The following is a 20,232-nucleotide window of genomic DNA, read 5'->3' as shown; positions in this document are numbered from 1 at the left end:
GCGCTAGGAATGCCATAGAAGCGGGCAAATTCTGGGACGCGCACATATGGTCCACTCGAAACGGCATGGCGAGATCCTGCGGCTGTTGCAGGAAGAGGGAACCGTCACCATCGCCAGCCTTGCCGACCGGTTGGGCGTTTCACTCGAAACCGTGCGGCGGGACGTCAAGCCGCTCACCGGCGACGGCTCGGTTCTGAAGATGCATGGCGCCATCGGCCTGCCGTCGATGATCGGCGAGGCACCGTTCGAACGGCGCATGCGCGAGCATGCCGACGCCAAGCGCGTCATCGCGCGCATGGTTGCCGCCACCATCCGCGACGGCGAATCGATCATGCTCGACACCGGCACCACGACGTCGTTCCTGGCGCGCGAACTGCTCGGCCACCGGCGCCTGACGGTCGTCACCAACTCATCTGATATCGCCCGCACGCTGGCCACCATCAACGGCAACAAGGTCTATATGGCGGGCGGCGAGCTGCGCAGCGATTCAGGCGCCGCGTTCGGGACGTCGGCGATCGAGTTCGTCAGCCGCTTCTCGGTCAGCCACGCCATCATCTCGACCGGCGCCGTGGATGCGGTGACGGGCGTCATGGACTTTGATCTGGACGAGGCGGAATTCGCCCGCATGGTGCTGTCCAGAGGCCAGCGCTCGCTCGTCGTCACCGACCACACGAAGTTCGGCCGCCAGGGGCTGGTTCAGGTCTGCGGCTTCGACGGCTTTTCCGAACTCGCCACCGACCGCGCGCCGCCGCATGACGTTGGAGCCGCCCTCGCACAAGCCGGCGCGCGGCTCAGCATCGCCGGCGGCGAAGCCGGAATTTAGCCGAACACCAGGGATTGATGGGCACAGACGCCCGCGAAAGTGCCGCCCGACACGGCGAAGGCGATGTTGTGCATCGCGCGCGCAGCGTCGCCGGCGGCATAGACGCCGGGAACGGTCGTCTGCTGCCTGTCATCGACCGATATCGTCGGACCGAGCAGGCCGTCCTTGAAGCCGCAGCCGAGCTGTTCGGCCAGCGGGCTCGCCATCGTGTTGCGGGGCGCGGTGAACATCGCTTTGACGCCGGCCTTCCGGCCGCCGTCCAGGTGGACAACCAATCCGCCGGAGCCGTCTTCCCTCAGTTCGCTGACCGTCGCGGGCTCAAATCTTACATTCTTGTCCTCCAGCGCGAGCATCTCCTCGGCGGTGGGCTCGATCAGGCCGTTGCCGAGCAGCGTGACGTCGCCCCAGTCGGAAATCAGCTGCGCCTGATGCATGGACATCGGGCCGGTCGCGAGCACGCCAAGCGGTCCGCCGGAAACCTCGTAGCCGTGGCAATAGGGGCAATGCAGCACGGTCTTGCCCCATTGCTCGGCAAGCCCGGGAACCTCCGGCAGGATGTCGCGCACGCCGGTTGCCAGCACCAGTCGTGCGGCGCCGAATGTCTCGCCGCCATCGATGGTGATTTCGAAATCACTGCCGCTGTTCGCAATGGCTTTGTCCGCACGCGCGGTGACCAGCCTGGCCGTCGGATAGGCAAGCAATTGCCGCCTGGCATCGTCGAGGATGGCGCCTGGCGTGCGCCCGTCCTGGCCGAGGAAGCCGTGCGAATGCGCGGCAAAGCGGTTGCGCGGCTGGCCGGCGTCGATCACCAGCACGTTGCGCCGCGCCCGCGCCCCCTGGATGGCCGCGGACAGGCCGGCGAAGCTGCCGCCGACGACGGCAAGATCATACTGCATGGCTGGAAACTCCAATGAGGTCGAAACGGCGGCGGAAATCGGCGGTCAGGTCAGCCAGCGTGATGCGGCTGAGCTTCTCCGCCAGCAGCCTCTCGGCCGCGACGCGAAAATCGTCGAGCACGGCGATCACCGCTTGCTCGACGAGACAGCCCGGGCTTTCCGGCTCGGTGCTGAACGGCAGCAGCGTCTCGCCAAGGGCAACGCTTATCTCGGCCAGGGAAATGTTCTCGGGCGCGCGCCCGAGCAGCCAGCCGCCGCCATGCCCGCGCGACGAGGTGACGATGCCGGCGTCGCGCAAGCCGGCGATGGTGCGGCGCACCACCACCGGATTTGTATGAATGAAGGTGGCAAGCTGCTCGGAGGTCAGCGCTTGATCGGGTTTCTCGGCCATGTGGACGAGGATATGCAAGGTGGAGGATAGACGGCTGTTGCGCTTCATGTAACTTAATTAGTTACAATAAGCTGCGATGTCAAACGCGCCGGCGTCCCTGTGAACTCGCGGCGACGCTATGCCGGCAAAGCGCGAAAACTCATCCTGAAGCAGGCGCCGCTGGGCTTGCCATCGAGGATTTCGATGCGGCCGCCATGAAGATGCATGATTTCCTGCACGAGGTTGAGGCCGAGGCCGGCGCCATGATCCTGCGGGCGCAGCCGGTAGAAGGGCTCGAAAATGCGCTCCCGCTCGCCCGGCGGCACGCCGTCGCCTTCGTCCCGGACCTCTATGACGGCGGGCGTTGTGACGCCGACGGTGATCTTGCCGGCGCGGCCGCCATGCTCGATGGCGTTCTGGACGATGTTGGTCACCGCACGTTCGATCGCGGTGCGGTCGCCGGTTGCAAAAAGCGTGTCGCTGTCCGGCTCGAACGACATTTCGTAGCCGGCCGAGAACGCCATCGGCGCGAGGTCGACGATAACGCCGCGCGCGATCGCCACGAGATCGACCTTTTCGAAAGGCGATGTCTGCCGGTCGAGCCGCTGCAGGTCGAGCAACTGGTCGGTCAGCGTCGAAAGCCGTGCCGCATCCTGCAGCAGCCGTGCCCGTTCCGGTGTCGCCGGCAGCGAGGCCAGGCGCGTGTTGAGGATGGCGACCGGTGTTCTGAGCTCATGGGCGGCGTCGGTGAGGAAACGCTTGTGGCGCTCATAGCCCTTGTCCAGCCGCGCAAGGGCTGCGTTCACCGCCTTGACCAGCGGTGTCACTTCCGTCGGCACGTCCTTCAGCGGCAACTGCACGCCGCGCTGGTCGATGTCGATGCGTTCGGCCTCTGCGGCTGCATGGCCTAGCCCCGAAAGGGCGCCACGAACCACCCAGGGCGTCGCGAACAGCGTGGCCAGCGCCATCAGCCCGGCGAGCGGCAATATGCCTTGCAGGAAGAATTGCGGCGCCTGGCCGAGCAGGCGCAGCAGCGAAAGCCCGCCCTTGGTGCCGGTGAAGATCTGGACATTGCCGGCCGCCGTGTCGGTCCAGCGGATCTTTCCCTCCGGCGGCGCGGATTGCCCGATTGCGTGGTCGATACGGGCGTCGCTGATAGCATCCAGCAGTCCGGCGAAAGGCTGGAAGATGGGCGGCACGGTGCCCTCCTGCAGCCGCTGGCCCTGCTTGTCTCGGATGATGAACCAGAGATCGGGGACCTCGGATCGCAGCTTCGTCAGGTCCGCGGTCTCGCGCAGGACGAGCTTGCCGCCTGCGTCACGCGCCACCGCATCCGCCAGCACGTCCATTGTGCCGTCTTCATAATCGTGCGGAATGAGCCCGGTGGCGAGCAATGCGACGAGAATGCCGACGATGATCAGCGTCAGCATCGCGCATTGCAGCAAGGCGATGCGCAGCACCAGGCTCCATTTCAGCGAACGCGGACGCTTGAGGCTCATTGCTTGGCGCTCATGTCGTCTCGCGCAGGAGATAGCCGACGCCGCGAATGCCGTTGATCGTCACCCCGGCATCGGCATCGGCGAGTTTGCGGCGCAGGCGCGAGACATGGGTGTCGAGGGCGTTGGACTGGATCTCGTCGTCGAGGCCGAACACCGCCTCCATCAGCGCCTCACGCTGCACCATGCGGCCGGTGCGCCGCATCAACGCCTCCAGCACCAGGAGTTCGCGGCGCGGCAGGCTGAGCGGTTCGGCACGGACAGACGCTTCGCGATGCCCGACATCGAGCACCAGATCGCCGGCGCGGATAAACTGTGACTGCAGCGGTGCCGGGCGCCTGAGCAGCGCGCGCAGGCGGGCCAGCAATTCCTCGAAGGCGAATGGTTTTGCCAGATAGTCGTCCGCGCCCATGTCCAGCCCATCGACCTTGTCCGATGTATCGCCTCTCGCCGTCAGCATCAGCACTGGCGTCGTGTTCTTGGCCGAACGCAATCTGGGAACCAGCGACAGCCCGTCGCCATCCGGCAACTGGCGGTCGAGCAGGATGGCGTCGTAGCTGTCGGCGGCAACGAAGCCTTCGGCTTCGTTGAGCGAGCCGGCGTGATCGACCACCATGTCGTGGCGCTTCAGCGCGGCACGCAAGGCGGAGACCATTTCAGGCTCGTCCTCGACCAGCAAGATTCGCATCGACAATTCTCCAGCAACGGCCTCGGGCGTTACCGCGCCAACATTGCGCAAACATGGCAAAGCCGAACGGCCGGAGGTCGACGAGCGCTTTCTTTGGCTCCGCGATATTGCGCAATGTCTATGCAACCCAGTCGCGGCAAACAGCGTCGGTCGGCGCGAATCGCCCATGCCGGCGAGAAGGCGTCGGGCCCGAATATGCAACAGGTCGGGCCCGACGCTGAAACGAAATGGCGCTGAAACGAATCAGTTGGCCACACAATCTGGCGTGCTGTTGTCTGGGATCGAGGTTACCATGCCTGTAAATGATGCTCTGTCTTTCCTCGCGGCGTGGACCGTGGCGCCGTTCAGGGTCGGCTCCGTCACGCCGTCCAGCTCCAGCCTGGCGGCATTGATGACCCGTGACATCGGACCCGAGACAGGCCCCGTGCTGGAGCTCGGTCCAGGAACCGGTCCTTTCACACGGGCGCTGCTGTCGCGCGGGGTGAAGGAGGAAGATTTGACGCTGATCGAATCCGATCCGGATTTTGCCGTGCTGCTCAAGCGTCGCTTTCCGGCTGCCCGGATTTTCGAAATGGATGCTGTCGGTCTGCGCCATCTGTCGCTCTTCCACCGGCCGGTCATTGGTGCTGCCGTCAGCGGCTTGCCTTTCCGGCTGATTTCGCCGCGCAAGACGCTCGCCATTCTCGAAGGTGTTTTCGCCAATCTTCGCCTGGGCGGAGCGCTCTATCAGTTCACGCTCGGACGGCGCTGCCCGTTCGACCAGTCGCTGCTCGACAGGCTCGATCTCGAGGTTACGCGGGTTGGCCATACCTTTCGCAACTTCCCGCCGGCGACGGTCTATCGCATCGCCAGGATCAAGACGTCAGAAACCTACGACTGGCGCTTCGCATGACGGGACCGTTGTCGGCCATTCTCGGCTTCGGCCTGTTCGGCGTCTTCTGCCTCGCTTTCACCGAGAAGATCCTGCCGATTCCGCCCTCGCATGTGTTGCTGCTGTTTCTCGGCATGACGGCGGCGCCTGACGGCGCGACGCTGGCGGTCCTGCTGGCGGTGACGACACTTGCTTCCTTCGCCGGCTGCCTTGTCTGGTATGCGGTCGGCCGCCGGATCGGGTACGACCGTGCCGACAGGCTGATCGGACGAGCCGGCAGATATGTCTTCCTGCGCCCCGAAACCTATCGCAAGCTGGGCCAGGCCTATCGCCGCAATCACGTCAGGGTGTCCTTGCTGGCACAGTTCATCCCGACCGTGCGCAATTACCTGCCGATCGCTGCTGGCGCGCTTTGTCTGCCTGCCTTGCCTTTCGCGGCCGCGACGCTGCTTGGCGCCACCACATGGAATGCGGGCTTTCTCCTGACCGGTTACCTCATGCACGACAGTGGCCAGGATTCCTTCGCGGTGGGCTTGCGCATCATCGTCATCGTCGTGGCGTTGGAGACGACCTTCATGCTTGCGCTGCGCTATGGCCCGACATGGCGACGCCGCATCAGGCTGATGCTCGGCTGACCGCGCTGCACCAATCTCCGGTCACGGGATAAGCTCCGCAGCCGGCTTTCCTTCGCTTGCCTGCCGGTGTTTAGTCCGGCCATGGCCTTCACCATCCGCCAGTTGCAGTTCTTCATCGCCGTCGCCGAGCAAGGCACGGTGTCGCGCGCGGCGCAAAACCTCTCCATTTCGCAATCGTCGGTCACCGAGGCGATCAAGGAACTTGAAAGCGATCTTGGCGTCGCGCTGTTCGAACGCCATCCGCGCGGTCTCAACATCACCCACAAGGGCCACCAGTTCCTGCGTCACGCGACAAAGATTCTCGCCGACGTGTCCGACGCGCGCCGCTCTTTTTCCGGCGAACAGGCCATTGCGGGCGGGCGGCTGCAACTCGGCGTCACCTCGCTTGTCGCCGGCTACGTGCTGTCGGATCTGCTCTCACGCTACCGCCGCGCCTATCCGGGCGTCGAGGTCTCGGCCATCGAGGACAATGGCGACTACCTCGAACACCTGTTGATCGGCGGCAAGCTGGACATTGCAGTCATGGTCACCTCCAATTTGCGCGACCGCACTGCCCTGCAATCGGAAATCCTCGAAGTCTCGGCTTACCGGCTGTGGCTGCCGCTCGGCCATCCCTTGGCTGGCGCCGACATCATCGGCATCGGCGATATCGCCTCTGAACCGCTGATCATGCTGACCGTCGACGAGATCGAGGAGAACACCGGCAAGCTGCTGACGGCGATCGGCGCCAGACCGCATGTCGCCTTCCGCACCCGTTCCGTGGAAGCCGTGCGCAGCCTAGTCGCCACCGGCGCCGGTGTGGCGCTGCTGCCCGACCTCGTCTACCGGCCCTGGTCGCTGGAAGGCGACCGCATCGAATCGCGCGACATTTCGGGCTCCTTGCCGGTGGTGCAGGTCGGCATGGTCTGGCGGCGGGGCTCCGGCCTGCCGCAGGCGGCCCGCGACTTCGTCGGCCTTGCCCAGTCGCAGCGGACGGTCCGCCGCTAGTCTGGTGTGGCCTACTCCAGGCTGACGCCTGGTGTGGCCTACTCCAGGCTGACGTCGCCAGTCTTGCGCACGATCAAGGCGAGCCGTTCCAGGACGGTCGGGTCGAACAAGCGGCGCAGGCTGCGACGGCCGATCGAAGCGATGAGGCCCTTCTCCTGGTAGTAGCGAAGTGTCAGGCGGGCACGCCGGTGCGGCGCGGCACTTTGGCAATGTCGATATCTTTTATGCTTGACCTCAAGTCGGCTCGGACTCGTAGAATGTCGCGACGATCGGTGAGAGCAACAGAAAGTGAGGCCCGTTATGCCGCAATCCGCGCAGCCAAACACACGCCAAGCCGCGCTCTGGAACGACGTCAGCGGGAAGGCCTGGGTCGAGATGCAGCCGATCCTCGACGAGATACTGGCACCGTTGGAGCGGCTGGTGGTCGATGCCGGCTATCCCGGGGAGGGGGGCAATGTCCTGGACATCGGCTGCGGCGCCGGCGCCACAACCCTGACGATGGCGCGCCGCGTGGGCAACGACGGAAATTGTGTTGGGCTCGACATCTCGCGGCCGCTTGTCGCCCTGGCGACGGAGCGCGCGCGGGTGGAAGGGGCAGCAAACGCAAGTTTCGAAGTGGGCGATGCCCAGGCGCATGCGTTCGAACCAGGACGCTTCGACGCTGTTGTCTCGCGCTTTGGTGTTATGTTCTTCGATGATCCAGTGGCCGCGTTCTCCAATATAAGACAAGCCGCAAGGCGCGGTGGCAAACTCGCCTTTGTTGCTTGGCGCAGTCCGGTCGAGAATGATTTCATGACGACCGCCGCGCGAGCGGCTGCGCCTTTCCTGCCGCCCGCACCCGCGCCAGACCCCGATGCGCCGGGACAGTTTGCCTTTGCCGACGGCGCCAAAGTGAAGCGGATCCTTGAAGCGAGCGGCTGGTCGTCAATCAAAGTCGAACAGGCGAACGTCCTGTGTCAGATCGCCGAAGGCGATCTGATGACGTTTGCCACCCGGCTAGGGCCGGTCGCCGCCACGCTGCGCGAAGTTGACCGGGTAACGGCCGAAAAAATCACTACGGTGTTGCCTGCTGCGTACGCGCCTTTCGTGGAGGACGGTGAGGCTCGCTTCAATGCCGCCTGCTGGCTTGTGACGGCGCTGGCTTGAAGGGGCCTCTTGCTATCGGCAAAACCGATATCGCCCTTCTGATAAATGAATTTGCGAAACCGGAATTTTCAAAGCACCTTCCGTTTCAGGGACCAAAGCCGCCATTAGAGTGGCGTCAGGTCCCACGGACGAGCTGACAAGTTTTCAGTCCGCGCGTGATCTGGCGAAAACCGGAGCGGTTTCAGGATCACGCGCCAAATGGGAGATCGATGATGAATTCATTCCTGAAGTCGTGCACTGCTTTGACGGTCGCGCTGACCTTCTCCGGTCAGGCCATCGCCCAGGTCAAGGAACTCGGCAAGGGCGAAGGTCAGGTCAACATCGTTGCCTGGCCGGGCTATATCGAGCGCGGCGAGACCGACAAGGGCTATGACTGGGTCACCGCCTTCGAGAAGGAGAGCGGCTGCAAGGTCAACGTCAAGACCGCCAACACGTCGGATGAGATGGTGTCGCTGATGAACGAGGGCGGCTTCGACCTCGTCACCGCTTCGGGCGATGCTTCGCTGCGCCTCGTCGCCGGCAAGCGCGTGCAGCCGATCAACACCGATCTCATCCCAAGCTGGAAGACGGTCGACGACCGGCTGAAGGACGCGCCCTGGTTCACCGTCGACAAGGTGCATTACGGCATCCCCTATCAGTGGGGTCCCAACATCCTGATGTACAACACCGAGGTGTTCAAGGAAGCGCCGAAGAGCTGGAACGTCGTCTTCGAGGAAATGAAGCTGCCGGACGGAAAGTCCAACAAAGGCCGCGTCCAGGCCTATGACGGGCCGATCCACATCGCCGACGCCGCCAACTACCTGATGTTCCACAAGCCGGAACTCGGCATCAAGGATCCCTACGAACTGAACGAGGACCAGTACAAGGCCGCGCTCGAATTGCTGCGCGTCCAGCGCACGCTGGTCGGCCGCTACTGGCATGACGCCGCCATCCAGGTCGACGATTTCCAGAATGAAGGCGTGGTCGCCTCGGGCTCGTGGCCCTATCAGGTCAACACGCTGGTCGCCGCCAAGAAGCCGGTTGCCTCGACCGTGCCGGAAGAAGGCGTCACCGGCTGGGCAGACACCACGATGATGGAAGCCGACGCGGCCCATCCGAACTGCGCCTATATGTGGCTCGAGCATTCGCTGGCGCCGAAGGTGCAGGGCGATGTCTCGGCCTGGTTCGGCTCGCTGCCGGTCGTGCCGGCCGCCTGCAAAGGCAACGAGCTGCTCGGCGAGGAAGGTTGCAAGACCAACGGCTACGACAATTTCGACAAGATCAAGTTCTGGAAGACGCCGGTCTCGAAATGCGCCACCCAGAACGACCAGTGCGTGCCCTACTACCGCTGGGTGTCGGACTATATCGGCGTCATCGGCGGACGATAATTTTCGCTTCGCTTCGTCGATAGTTGGCGCTGCCCCTCACCCTTGCCCTCTCCCCGTGAAGAACGGGGAGAGGGGATCATCGGCGTTGAAGCGCGTCCCTTCTCCCCGTCTCAATACGGGGAGAAGGTGCCGGCAGGCCGATGAGGGGCAGCGCCAAACCCCAAGATTTGACGAGCCTGACAGATCAGGACACCACATGACCCCAGCCGTTTCCTTTCAAAAAGTCTCGCGTCATTTCGGCAGCGTTCGCGCGGTCGACGCTGTCGACCTCGACATTGTACCAGGCGAATTCTTCGCCATGCTCGGGCCGTCCGGTTCCGGCAAGACGACGTGCCTGCGCCTGATCGCCGGTTTCGAGCAGCCGACATCGGGTTCGATCTCGATCTTCGGTGAACGCGCCGAGGGCGTGCCCCCCTACCGCCGCAACGTCAACACCGTGTTCCAGGACTACGCGCTGTTCCCGCATCTCAACGTGCTCGACAACGTCGCCTACGGGCTGATGGTCAAGCGTGTCGGCAAGGCCGAGCGGCACAAGGCGGCGGAAGAAGCGCTGTCGCTGGTGCGGCTGCCCGGCTATGGCGCGCGCCGGCCCGGCCAGCTTTCCGGCGGCCAGCGCCAGCGTGTCGCGCTGGCGCGTGCGCTGGTCAACCAGCCCAAGGTGCTGCTGCTCGACGAACCGCTCGGCGCGCTCGACCTCAAGCTGCGCGAAAACATGCAGGAGGAGCTGAAATCGCTGCAGAAGGCGCTCGGCATCACCTTCGTCTTCGTCACCCACGACCAGGGCGAGGCGCTGTCGATGGCCGACCGCGTCGCCGTCTTCAACGATGGCAAGATCATGCAGATCGGCACGCCGGAGGACATCTATCAGCGGCCGAGCACGCGCTTCGTCGCCGATTTCGTCGGTTCCTCGAACGTGCTGCCGCCGGATTTCGTCCAGCGTTATTCCGGCCAGAGCCGCTGGGGGAGCTTGCGGCCCGAATCCATTCGCGTCGGCCGCGCCGCAAGCGGCGAGGGCGTCGCCGCGCGGCTTGTCTCGACCAACTACCTCGGCGCCACGACCAGGCTGGCGCTTGATGCCGACGGGTTGAAACTGCACGCCGTGGTGCCTGCCGGCACTGCCTTGCCGGCGGAGGGCGAGGCGGTGGTGCTGACGTTCAATCGCGAGCACCTGCATCTGATGGATGAGCAGGCATGATGAAGGTTTGCGCGATGCGCCCCCCTCTGTCCTGCCGGACATCTCCCCCTCTAGGGGGGAGATCGGATGTCGCATCGGCCTTCGCCAATCTCCAACGTCTGAAGGCTGGCGCCGCGCACGAGCTGCCAATCTCCCCCCACGTGGGGGAGATGTCCGGCAGGACAGAGGGGGGCGCGACGGATCACGGCGTCAGCAGAACTGTGCATCCGTCATGACGATCGCCGCCCTCAACCCCAATCCCTTACCCGCCATCCTGCCCGGCAGCGGCGGCATGCGCGGTGCGCTCTCCGACCTCTTCTGGCGCCGGCCGCAAGTCCTGCTGCTGCTCATGCTTTTGCCGCCGGTGCTGTGGCTCGGCATCGTCTATATCGGCTCACTGTTCGCGCTTTTGGCGCAGAGCTTCTTCTCCATCGATGAGTTCTCCGGCCTCATCAACCGCGAGTTCACGCTGAAGACCTATGGCGACCTTTTGCAGGCCGCCAACCTCGACATCATCCTGCGCACGGTGACGATGGCGGCCCTGGTCACGCTGGCTTCGGCCATCGTCGCCTTCCCCATTGCCTACTACGCGGCGCGCTATGCGCGCGGCCGCTGGAAGGCGCTGTTCTATCTCGGCGTCATGCTGCCGCTGTGGTCGAGCTATCTGGTCAAGATCTATGCCTGGAAGCTGATCCTGGCCAAGGAAGGCATTTTGACCTGGCTGCTCGCCAAGCTGCATCTGCTGTGGCTGCTCGATGCCTGGCTGTCGCTGCCCGTGGTCGGCGGCAATTCGCTGTCGGTGTCTTTCACCGGCACTTTCATCGTCTTCGTCTATGTCTGGCTGCCTTTCATGATCCTGCCGGTCCAGGCGGCACTCGAGCGCGTGCCCGGCAATCTGGTCGAGGCGTCGTCCGATCTCGGCGCCTCGCCCGGCCAGACCTTCCGCAACGTGCTGTTCCCGCTGGCGCTGCCCGGCATCGTCGCCGGCTCGATCTTCACCTTCTCGCTGACATTGGGAGATTACATCATCCCGCAGATCATCGGCACCTCGCGCTTGTTCATCGGCCAGGCCGTCTATTCGCAGCAAGGCACCGCCGGCAACATCCCGCTCGCCGCCGCCTTCACCGTGGTGCCCATCGTCATCATGGGTTTCTACCTCTGGGGCGCCAAGCGCATGGGGGCCTTCGATGCGCTCTGATCGTGGTCAATCCGCTCCCGTCGGCCTCAAGATCGCGGCCGCCTGCGGCCTGCTCTTCCTGCATCTACCGATCCTGCTGATCTTCGTCTATGCCTTCACCACCGAGGAGAAGAGCTTCGTCTGGCCGCCGCCCGGGCTGACCACGCAATGGTTCGCCGTCACCTGGAACCGGCCCGATGTCTGGGAAGCGCTGTCGCTGTCGGTCCGCGTCGCTGCCATCTCGACCACGATTGCGCTGGTGCTCGGCACGCTGTGCGCCGCCGCCGTGTCGCGGACGAAATTCTTCGGCCGCGAAACCATCTCGCTGCTGGTCATCCTGCCCATCGCACTGCCCGGCATCATCACCGGCATCGCGCTGCGCTCGGCCTTCGCGCTCGCCGACATCCCGTTCTCGTTCTGGACGATCGTGCTCGGCCACGCCACTTTCTGCGTGGTCGTCGTCTACAACAATGCGGTCGCCCGTTTCCGCCGCACCTCGGGCTCGATGATCGAAGCTTCGATGGATCTCGGCGCCGACGGCTTTCAGACCTTCCGCCATGTCGTGCTGCCCAACATCGCCACCGCACTGCTCGCCGGCGGCATGCTCGCCTTCGCTTTGTCCTTTGACGAGGTCATCGTCACCACCTTCACCGCCGGCCAGCAACAGACCGTGCCGATCTGGATGCTGGAAGAGCTGATCCGTCCGCGCCAGCGCCCGGTCACCAATGTCGTCGCCATGGTCGTCGTCCTGGTGACGCTGCTGCCGATCCTGTTTGCCTACTACCTGACCCGCGACGGCGACCAGATCGCCGGAAGCGGGAAATGAAAGAAGTGAGTGGTGAGTAGTGAGTAGGGAATAGCCGAATCCACGGTGGAAACTCATCCACTACTCACTACTCACTACTCACTACTCACTACTTCTGCCCAAGGAGAATCCAATGGACACCCAGATGCTGATCGGCTCGAAATTCGAGAAGGGCACCGAGACCGAGGAGCCGATCCTCAACCCAAAGACCGGGGCGACCATTCTCAACCTGCCCGAGGCCAGCCAAGCGCAGATCGAGGCGGCAGTCATTGCCGCCGAACAAGCGTTCGTCTTGTGGTCGCGCACCACGCCGGCGCAGCGCTCCGGCTACCTCCTGAAGATCGCCGACCGCATCGAGGCCGAAGCCAGGGAATTCGCCACGCTCGAGGCGTTGAACTGCGGCAAGCCGATCAACGCCGTACTCAATGACGAAATCCCGGCGATCGTCGACTGCTACCGCTTCTTCGCCGGCGCGGTCCGCTCCATGCCGGGTGTCGTCGCGGGCGAATATCTGCCCGGCCACACCTCCATGGTGCGGCGCGATCCGATCGGCATCGTCGCCTCGATCGCGCCGTGGAACTATCCGCTGATGATGATGGCCTGGAAGCTGGCGCCGGCGATCGCTGGCGGCAACACCGTCGTCTTCAAGCCGTCGGAGCAGACGCCGCTGACGGCGCTGAAACTGGCCAGGATCCTGGCCGAAATCCTGCCCGAAGGCGTCGTCAATGTCGTGCTTGGCCGGGGCGACAGCGTCGGCAACACGCTGATCAATCACCCCAAGGTTAATATGATCTCGATCACCGGTGACGTCGCCACCGGCAAGAAGGTGCTGCAGGCCGCCGCCAAGTCGGTCAAGCGCACGCATCTGGAACTCGGCGGCAAGGCGCCGGTCATTGTCTTCGACGACGCCGATCTCGGCGCCGTCGTCAACGGCCTGCGCGCCTTCGGCTATTACAATGCCGGCCAGGACTGCACCGCCGCCTGCCGCATCTATGCCGGCAAGAAGATCTACGACAAGCTCGTCGCCGACCTCTCCTCCGCGGTCTCGACCATCAAATACAACCAGCCCGACGACACCGAGAACGAGATCGGGCCGCTGATCTCGCGCCGCCAGCGCGACCGCGTCTCGAGCTTCGTCGAGCGTGCCTCGGAACTGAAGCACATCGAGATCACCACCGGCGGCAAGCCGGGCGAGGGCACCGGCTTCTACTATCAACCGACTGTCGTCGCCGGCGCGCTGCAGGAGGACGAGATCGTGCGCCGCGAAGTGTTCGGCCCAGTCGTCTCCATTACCCGGTTCTCGGAGGTCGACGACGCTGTGAACTGGGCCAATGACAGCGATTATGGCCTAGCGTCTTCGGTATGGACGAAGGACGTTTCACGCGCCATGGCAACGGCTGCCCGCCTGCAATATGGCTGCACCTGGATCAACACGCATTTCATGCTGACCAACGAGATGCCGCATGGCGGACTGAAACAGTCCGGCTACGGCAAGGACATGTCGCTCTACGCGCTGGAGGACTACACCGCCGTGCGCCATGTCATGGTGGCTCACGGGTAAGGGGATATCGCATCGCGGCGCTGACGCCCTTTGTCTGAAGGAGGGCGTCAAGCGTTACTATACTCTCTATAAGGCCCTGCCTTTTGCGGAGGGAAGACCGCCTAAGCGGCATAAGCAGCGATCCGCCAGCTAAGCCGCCGTCCTGCCTTGTACCCCGGATGGCGCGGGCTTGATGTTCTGATTGACCCGAAAGACGTTGGATGGGTCATAGGTCCGCTTCACCTGGCTCAGCCGCTCGTAATTCGCGCCATAGCTTGCCCGCAAGCGCGCTTCCCCTTCGTCCTCCATCATGAAATTCACGTAGCCGCCTTCGCCATTGTGGGGATGGATGCGCGCCCAGTAATTCTTGGCCCACTTGGTGAGGTCGGCCGCCTTGCCCGGATCGGGATCGATGCCGGCTATGACCATTGACCAGCTTGCGTCGCGTGCGTTCCAGGCAGTCTCGTCCTTGCCGACGCGGCGCACGGCGCCGTCTATCGGGTAAAGATGCATGAGAGACAATTCGCTGGGCGCTTGCGCGGCCTGCGCTATATGGGTCGCGATGGCTTCGTCGGGAAGCGACTTGACGAAATCGCCCTTCCAATACCATTGCAGGCCCTTCGGAAGCAGCGGATCGAACAGCGCCTGCAACGCCGGGTATGGCATGACGCCCATCCAGTTGAAGATCGGCGGCGGCAAGTTGTCCAGCAGTGGCGCCATCGCCTTGCGCCCGTCTTCCTCCGTGCCGTTGTAGCAGGAGATGATGGCGCAGGCGCGCTTGCCCCAATACTCGCGCGGGAAGGGATCGGTCGAGGGCACGGACTTCAGGCCGACAAAAGCACCCAGGTCTTCCGGCGCCTCCGGTAGGTAGTCGCGATAGACCTGCATGACGGCCTGAGCATCCTTGGCCTCCCAGAATACCGGGCCGCCGAAGATCATGTTCACAGGATGGGCCTGGAACAGGAAGCTGGTCACTACGCCGAAATTGCCGCCGCCGCCCCGCAGCGCCCAGAACAGGTCGGGATTCTCGCTTTTGCTGGCCCTCACCACGCTGCCATCGGCCAGCACCAGATCGGCTTCGACAAGATTGTCGATGGTGAGACCGTATCTGCGCGTGAGATAGCCCGTCCCTCCGCCGAGAGTAAGGCCGGCAACGCCCGTGGTCGAGACGATGCCGAACGGGACGGCGAGCCCGAAAGCGTGGGTGGCGTGGTCCACGTCACCGGACGTGCAGCCGGGCGCGACCCTCACGGTGCGCCTGTTCGGGTCGACATGGACCCCCTTCATCGTCGACAGGTCGATGACGAGGCCGTTGTCGCAAATTCCCAATCCGGCACCATTGTGCCCTCCGCCGCGCACGGCGATCAGGAGGTCGTTGTCGCGCGCGTATCTCACGGCGGTGATCACGTCGGCGACATCGGCGCAGCGTGCGATCAGCAGCGGGTGCTTTTCGATCATGCCGTTGTAGATCTTGCGTGCTTCGTCATATCCGGCATCGTCACGCAGGATCAGCCCCCCGCGCAGGTTTTCACGCAGTTTTGCATGGGTTTCGTCGGTCATCGGTTTTCTCCCTTTGATTGCGCCGGCGCTATGCGGCGTCGGCGCGACGCATCTTGTTGCTTCGTTGTGCCGCCTCCCTCGGGGCGGATGCGTTGGATGGAGCAGAGGCGAGTACATTGCACCGATCCTGTCCCCGCTGCTTCGCCCGAAAGGGCCAATGGGCAATGGCCCAGGAGAGCCATGGCGGGCAGCCGGAAGCCGCCGAAGAGATTGACCGTATAGGAGAGCGGGAGCCACGCCTCGTGGCTTTGCCTTTATCGCATGGCGCATGATGAAGGTGGCCGCCGCCTCGCAGCCACCCTCCTTGGTACTCGCCGCCTCCCAGGGGCTGGGCCACGGCTATCCGACATCAACTATTCGACGATACGGAAAATCTGCCACAGGCTGGTGCCTGACACGACATAGGGCTCCAACTCCTTGCCCCATTTGGCGTGCGCGTCGATCTTGCCGATCTTGGCGAAGAACGCCTCCAACTGGGCGAGGCTCTCGACCTGGTGGTGAGACTCGACCGTCGCTTCGCGCGCGCCGATCGAGCCGGTCATGATCTGGAACTGCAGGTCGGCGAGACCGACTTGTGAGCCGATCTCGCGTTCCCATTTTCGCATCAGTTCGAGCACGGTCTGCTTGTGTCCGAACCTGGCGTCGATCTGCCATCTGGCGCTGAACATGTTGGTTCTCCTCCATCACTTGCGGTTGAGCCTGCGGCTGATTTACTCGTCCCAGGCCTGCACGACGGTCTGCCGCGCGATCTGCCCGTTCTTGAGTTCCAGCATCGCCGCGGCGAACACCTTCGTGCCGTCCGGATAGGCGCAGGCCTGGGTAAAGGCCAGGCTGTCGCCGTCGGCGATGGTTGCATCGACCTTGTGGGTCATCGCGCGGCTGCAGATATCGTCCCAGAACATCGTGATCGCCGCGCGTCCGCGGATTTCGCGTGGCTTGCTCGGCGGGTTGTTGCGGTCGATCACCCGCACCAGCGCGTCGTCCGCATAGAAGCTCGACAGCATCTTTCCATCACGGCCTTCGATCGCCTTCTTGATCGCCGCGCCGTCCACTGTCTGGGTCTTGGTCAGCATTTTGTCCTCCATATGCCCGTCGTTGCGATCGGGCGGTTCATGCTTTGAGGTGTCGCCCGGCACTCATCGCCGAGCCGGGTCGTCACTGCGACTTGGCCTTGACGACCGCGAACACGTCGTCGGTCTGTTTCTTGAAGGTCGCGAGATCGACCTGGCTGCCGTTGAGGATCGTCGACCAATGGCGCACGATTGCCGCCATCGCGATCGTCTCCTTGATCTCCTCGTCGCTGGCGCCGTTGAGCTTGGCGGCTTCGGTGTGGAAATAGATGCAGTACTGGCACGGGATCTGCGACGCGACCGCGAGCCCCATCAACTCCTTGGTCTTACCATCAAGCGCGGTCTTGGGGTTGAGCTGCACACCCTTGATCTCGGCCCAGGCGCCGGCGATGGCGACATCAGGCAGTGTCCTGAACATGTCCGGCACCGAGCCGAGCGTCGCCCGGATGTCCTTGTAGGCGGCGGTCGCCGATGCATCCTCTGCTCTTACGGGAGAGGTCGTGGTCAGCACGCCAATGCCTGCCACGACCATAAGGGATCTGACATTCAGTTTTGACTTGAGCATCTCATCCTCCGTTCGCAGCGCCTTTCGGCGATATCCGCCTGGACTGCATGGGGAATTGATAGCGCTTACACCGGTGTGCCTGCTTCGCCCGAAAGCGCCATGGCCCTCATGGCCCGTCCGGGCCAGTCTGCCTGGCGGAAAATGCCGCCGCCGCCGCTCGCGATGGCAGGTCGAGCTTGAGCAATATGTTGGCGACGTGGCGCTTGACCGTGTGCTCGCTCAGCCTGAGTTCGGCGGCGATCGCGGCATTGCTCTTGCCGTCGGCGATCAGGCTCACCACCTCGCTCTCGCGCGCGGTCAGGCAAGCCGGTTCGCTCGCCTTGGCCTTGGGACGACAAGCCGGCTCCAGGTGCTGTTCGGACATCGCAAGGACCAGCGCCATGGGCTCGTCCAGTTCGTCGATGCTGACACGGCCAGCGTCGGCGAAATGAAGCCCCGAGCCGGCTGCGAGGTCGGCGACCAGCCTCGACGCCAATATCTCGCCGCGCCCGGCGTGAGCGGCGAGTTGGATCGTCACGCGGCCCGTCAATCCTGCGGGGGGGCCGCGCAATTCGATCTCGCCGACATGCGCCCCTTGCGCGCTTGCCACACCGATTTGTTGCGCCGCGTCGCGCAATGCCGCCGCGCAGCGCAAGGCCCGCCCCGGGCCGTCGAAGCGCGAAATCATCATTTCGCCATGCACATCCGTGCAGCGCCCGCCATGGCGGCCCACAAGTGCCCGCCATATCTCGTGGAAATGCTCGCTGCGTTCGCTCCACATCCTGTCGCCAAGCCGTGCCGTGTCATAGATGCGTGTCACCAGAAGCGCCGCCAGAACGCGCTCCGCTTCCCCCACGGCGCGTTCGCCGGTCAGGAATTCCTCGATCAGGTCGGCCACCCGGTCGACATCGCCGGTCCAGATCGGATGGTCGCGCCCCGGGATTTCGACTAGTCGCGCGTTGGGAATCTTCCTGGCCAGAAAACGGCTGGCGTCGGGGTCGACCCGCACATCGTTGCGGCGATGGATCAGCAGCGTCGGCGCGCTGATCGCCGCCAGCACGCCGCGCACATCGATCTCGGCGTTCATCCGCGCCAGTGCCACCGCCGCGGTCGGGCTCGCCGACAGTCGTTCGAAGCGGGCCCACCAGTTTGAGAACCGGGCGTCATCAACCCGGCCTGGCGCGAAATTGGGCAAGGTGGCGCCAGTGCCCCAAGCCGTCTCGGCCATCGCGATGAAGGCGTCCAGACGCTCCGGTGGCATCACCCATTTGTGGAAATGCGCATAGCCGCCATAGAGCGTCAGCGCCCGCGTCCGCTCCGGATAGGTGGCGGCGAACAGCATGGCCAGCGGCGCGCCTTCGGAAGCGCCAAGCAGGGCAGCACGGCCGCTGCCCGCCGCATCCATCACCGCGCGCACATCGTCCATACGGGTTTCGAGGCTGGGCAGGTGATGGACATCGACGCGATCGGAGAGACCCGTGCCGCGCTTGTCGAACAGGATTAGTCGGGAGAACGCCGAAAGCCGCTTCAGGAGCCGGGTATACCCCTCGTCTTCCCAATGCAGGTCGAGATTGGAGATGAAGCCCGGCACGAAGACGAAGTCGAACGATCCCTGGCCGACCACCTGATAGGCGATCCGCACCTCGCCGCTAAGGGCGTATCGGGTCTCGATCGGCCTCACGAGGTTGTCCGCCCGGCCTGACGATTTCTGATCGCCAACCATAGCAGAGCCGCGCCGTTTGCGGCAGCTTAAACTTTAGCAAAGAGAAATATAAGCCGGCGCCGAGGCTATCTTTGCGACGCCGTGACGTCGCCCGGAAAAGCCTCGAGCCCGAGTTTGAGATCGGCCTCCGCCGACGTGATCGGCCGTTTGATCTTGGCCGAAGCCGCCACGACCAGTTCGTCGAAGCCCTCACCGCCGCTGTCCAGCATCTCGAAGAACTGGCGCCGCATCCTCGGCTCCCAGAATTTGTTGATGTGCTCGGCGACGCCGGCAACGCCTTCCTCGCGTGGCCTGGAGTGGAAAAAGGCGGCGATCTGGTTGGCCATGCGCACCAGCTTTTCCCGTGTGCTCATGATGTGCTCTTCGTCATGCGACATGCTGGGTAACTCCGGAGATCACCCGGTCAGGGTGGGTAAAAACATCGAAATCGTCGCCGCGCACCAACGCCACCAGTGTCATGCCGGCTTCTTGCGCCGTGCGGATGGCAAGGGCGGTGGGAGCGGAAACGGCGATGATGAAGGCCGAACCGATCGCCGCCGTCTTCTGCACCATCTCGACCGAAACACGGCTGGTCACCACGACGGCGCCCGATGCGCCATCGATATTGGCCTTGGCCAGCGCGCCCGCCAGCTTGTCCAGCGCATTGTGGCGGCCGACATCCTCGCGCGCCATGATGACGCCCTTGCCCGGAACGTAGAAGCCGGCGGCATGCACGGCGCCGGTCTCGGTGTGCAGCGGCTGCACCTTCGACAGCAACTTGACCGAGCGGGTGATGTCGTCGGCCTCAAGCGTAAGTTTCGACGCACCGACCGCATCGACCGAGCGCATCGCTTCCTCGATGGATTCGATGCCGCAGAGCCCGCAGCCGACCGGTCCGGCAAGCCGCCGGCGCCTCGCCTCGAACCGCGTATTGGCCTGATCCTTCAGCCGGATCTGGATATCGATGCCGGCGCCATGATCTTCCACATCGATAGCTTCGATCTCGTCGGGCGCAGCGATGATGCCTTCGGTCAGCGAGAAGCCGAGCGCGAAATCCTCGAAATCGGCGGGGCTCGCCATCATCACCGCATGCGTGGTGCCGGCAAAGGAGAACGCCACCGGCGTCTCCTCCGGCACCATGCGGTTGGCCGCAGCCGTGCCACTGGCGCGGTGGGCCAGTCTGGAGATTTGGGTGATAGGAGGGCGGGTCACGAGGCGCCAACCTTTGGCCTGCCGGCCATTTCGCTCAGGAAGCGCTGAAGGTTTCTTGCTTCAATCGGCGATTGTTCTCCCAGGCCATCCCCCACTCCGTCGCTGCTTCGCAGCGCCACCTCTCTCCCCTCCGGAGGGAGAGGAAGGGTGCCTCCCGGCAAAAGCGCGC

The 20,232-nt window shown here is 64.1% G+C and carries 21 protein-coding genes; 10 read left to right on the top strand and 11 right to left on the bottom strand.

The window, feature by feature from the left end; genetic code table 11:
- Positions 1-46 precede the first annotated feature (46 nt).
- Positions 47-823, top strand: a complete 777-nt coding sequence (locus FJ970_RS00780; RefSeq protein WP_140765504.1) for a DeoR/GlpR family DNA-binding transcription regulator — start codon at positions 47-49, stop codon at positions 821-823.
- On the opposite strand, the gene FJ970_RS00775 is transcribed toward FJ970_RS00780, so the two are convergent.
- The 4 genes from FJ970_RS00775 to FJ970_RS00760 all read right to left on the bottom strand — a co-directional run bounded on the left by FJ970_RS00775 (position 820) and on the right by FJ970_RS00760 (position 4,273).
- A complete protein-coding gene (locus FJ970_RS00775) occupies positions 820-1,719 on the bottom strand; it encodes an NAD(P)/FAD-dependent oxidoreductase (protein WP_140765502.1) in 900 nt (299 codons plus the stop codon). The two genes, FJ970_RS00780 and FJ970_RS00775, sit on opposite strands and share 4 nt — an antisense overlap.
- Positions 1,709-2,158: an RrF2 family transcriptional regulator gene (locus FJ970_RS00770; RefSeq protein WP_140765500.1), complete on the bottom strand. Its 450-nt coding sequence runs from the start codon at positions 2,156-2,158 to the stop codon at positions 1,709-1,711. Before FJ970_RS00770 ends, FJ970_RS00775 begins: the two co-directional genes overlap by 11 nt.
- A 68-nt stretch (positions 2,159-2,226) precedes the next feature.
- Positions 2,227-3,588 (bottom strand): sensor histidine kinase, encoded by a 1,362-nt coding sequence (locus FJ970_RS00765; protein ID WP_140765498.1) that lies wholly within the window; start codon positions 3,586-3,588, stop codon positions 2,227-2,229.
- A gap of 10 nt (positions 3,589-3,598) precedes the next feature.
- Positions 3,599-4,273: a response regulator transcription factor gene (locus FJ970_RS00760; RefSeq protein ID WP_140765496.1), complete on the bottom strand. Its 675-nt coding sequence runs from the start codon at positions 4,271-4,273 to the stop codon at positions 3,599-3,601.
- A gap of 292 nt (positions 4,274-4,565) precedes the next feature.
- On the opposite strand from FJ970_RS00760, the gene FJ970_RS00755 reads away from it, so the two are divergent.
- The 9 genes from FJ970_RS00755 to FJ970_RS00710 all read left to right on the top strand — a co-directional run bounded on the left by FJ970_RS00755 (position 4,566) and on the right by FJ970_RS00710 (position 13,996).
- Positions 4,566-5,165 (top strand): class I SAM-dependent methyltransferase, encoded by a 600-nt coding sequence (locus FJ970_RS00755; protein WP_140765493.1) that lies wholly within the window; start codon positions 4,566-4,568, stop codon positions 5,163-5,165.
- Entirely contained in the window at positions 5,162-5,779 is a 618-nt protein-coding gene (locus FJ970_RS00750; RefSeq protein ID WP_140765491.1) for a DedA family protein, read from the top strand. The genes FJ970_RS00755 and FJ970_RS00750 overlap by 4 nt, the downstream gene beginning before the upstream one ends.
- 81 nt (positions 5,780-5,860) lie before the next feature.
- Positions 5,861-6,766, top strand: coding sequence for a LysR family transcriptional regulator (locus FJ970_RS00745; RefSeq protein WP_140765489.1), 906 nt, complete (start codon positions 5,861-5,863; stop codon positions 6,764-6,766).
- Positions 6,767-7,066: 300 nt separating this feature from the next.
- The gene (locus tag FJ970_RS00735) at positions 7,067-7,912 is read left to right on the top strand and encodes a class I SAM-dependent methyltransferase (RefSeq protein WP_140765487.1); all 846 of its coding nucleotides are present in this window, start codon (positions 7,067-7,069) and stop codon (positions 7,910-7,912) included.
- Between the two features lie 212 nt (positions 7,913-8,124).
- Positions 8,125-9,279: an ABC transporter substrate-binding protein gene (locus tag FJ970_RS00730; protein ID WP_140765485.1), complete on the top strand. Its 1,155-nt coding sequence runs from the start codon at positions 8,125-8,127 to the stop codon at positions 9,277-9,279.
- Positions 9,280-9,475: 196 nt separating this feature from the next.
- The gene (locus tag FJ970_RS00725) at positions 9,476-10,474 is read left to right on the top strand and encodes an ABC transporter ATP-binding protein (RefSeq protein ID WP_140765483.1); all 999 of its coding nucleotides are present in this window, start codon (positions 9,476-9,478) and stop codon (positions 10,472-10,474) included.
- A 211-nt stretch (positions 10,475-10,685) separates the two neighbouring features.
- Positions 10,686-11,651 (top strand): ABC transporter permease, encoded by a 966-nt coding sequence (locus FJ970_RS00720; protein ID WP_140757992.1) that lies wholly within the window; start codon positions 10,686-10,688, stop codon positions 11,649-11,651.
- Positions 11,641-12,456 carry an ABC transporter permease gene (locus FJ970_RS00715; protein ID WP_140757991.1) on the top strand — a complete coding sequence of 272 codons (816 nt, stop codon included), beginning with the start codon at positions 11,641-11,643 and terminating at the stop codon, positions 12,454-12,456. Before FJ970_RS00720 ends, FJ970_RS00715 begins: the two co-directional genes overlap by 11 nt.
- 112 nt (positions 12,457-12,568) lie before the next feature.
- Positions 12,569-13,996, top strand: a complete 1,428-nt coding sequence (locus FJ970_RS00710; protein WP_140757990.1) for a gamma-aminobutyraldehyde dehydrogenase — start codon at positions 12,569-12,571, stop codon at positions 13,994-13,996.
- Positions 13,997-14,125: 129 nt separating this feature from the next.
- On the opposite strand, the gene FJ970_RS00705 is transcribed toward FJ970_RS00710, so the two are convergent.
- From FJ970_RS00705 to fdhD, 7 genes are all read right to left on the bottom strand, one after another.
- The gene (locus FJ970_RS00705) at positions 14,126-15,535 is read right to left on the bottom strand and encodes an FAD-binding oxidoreductase (RefSeq protein WP_140757989.1); all 1,410 of its coding nucleotides are present in this window, start codon (positions 15,533-15,535) and stop codon (positions 14,126-14,128) included.
- A 353-nt stretch (positions 15,536-15,888) separates the two neighbouring features.
- A complete protein-coding gene (locus FJ970_RS00700) occupies positions 15,889-16,203 on the bottom strand; it encodes a hypothetical protein (RefSeq protein ID WP_140757988.1) in 315 nt (104 codons plus the stop codon).
- A gap of 42 nt (positions 16,204-16,245) precedes the next feature.
- Positions 16,246-16,608, bottom strand: coding sequence for a nuclear transport factor 2 family protein (locus FJ970_RS00695; RefSeq protein ID WP_140757987.1), 363 nt, complete (start codon positions 16,606-16,608; stop codon positions 16,246-16,248).
- Between the two features lie 82 nt (positions 16,609-16,690).
- The gene (locus FJ970_RS00690) at positions 16,691-17,170 is read right to left on the bottom strand and encodes a carboxymuconolactone decarboxylase family protein (RefSeq protein ID WP_140757986.1); all 480 of its coding nucleotides are present in this window, start codon (positions 17,168-17,170) and stop codon (positions 16,691-16,693) included.
- 106 nt (positions 17,171-17,276) lie between these two features.
- Positions 17,277-18,830 carry an alpha/beta fold hydrolase gene (locus FJ970_RS00685; protein WP_140757985.1) on the bottom strand — a complete coding sequence of 518 codons (1,554 nt, stop codon included), beginning with the start codon at positions 18,828-18,830 and terminating at the stop codon, positions 17,277-17,279.
- A 107-nt stretch (positions 18,831-18,937) separates the two neighbouring features.
- Complete coding sequence (locus FJ970_RS00680; protein ID WP_140757984.1) at positions 18,938-19,249, bottom strand: formate dehydrogenase subunit delta; 312 nt, start codon at positions 19,247-19,249, stop codon at positions 18,938-18,940.
- Positions 19,239-20,063 carry a formate dehydrogenase accessory sulfurtransferase FdhD gene (fdhD, locus tag FJ970_RS00675; RefSeq protein ID WP_140757983.1) on the bottom strand — a complete coding sequence of 275 codons (825 nt, stop codon included), beginning with the start codon at positions 20,061-20,063 and terminating at the stop codon, positions 19,239-19,241. Before fdhD ends, FJ970_RS00680 begins: the two co-directional genes overlap by 11 nt.
- Positions 20,064-20,232: the final 169 nt, after the last annotated feature.

Origin of the sequence: Mesorhizobium sp. B2-1-8, from assembly GCF_006442545.2 — a bacterium.
Lineage (GTDB): Bacteria > Pseudomonadota > Alphaproteobacteria > Rhizobiales > Rhizobiaceae > Mesorhizobium.
The sequence above is the reverse complement of the archived record's forward strand: the minus strand, read 5'-3'. Positions and strand labels throughout refer to the sequence as shown.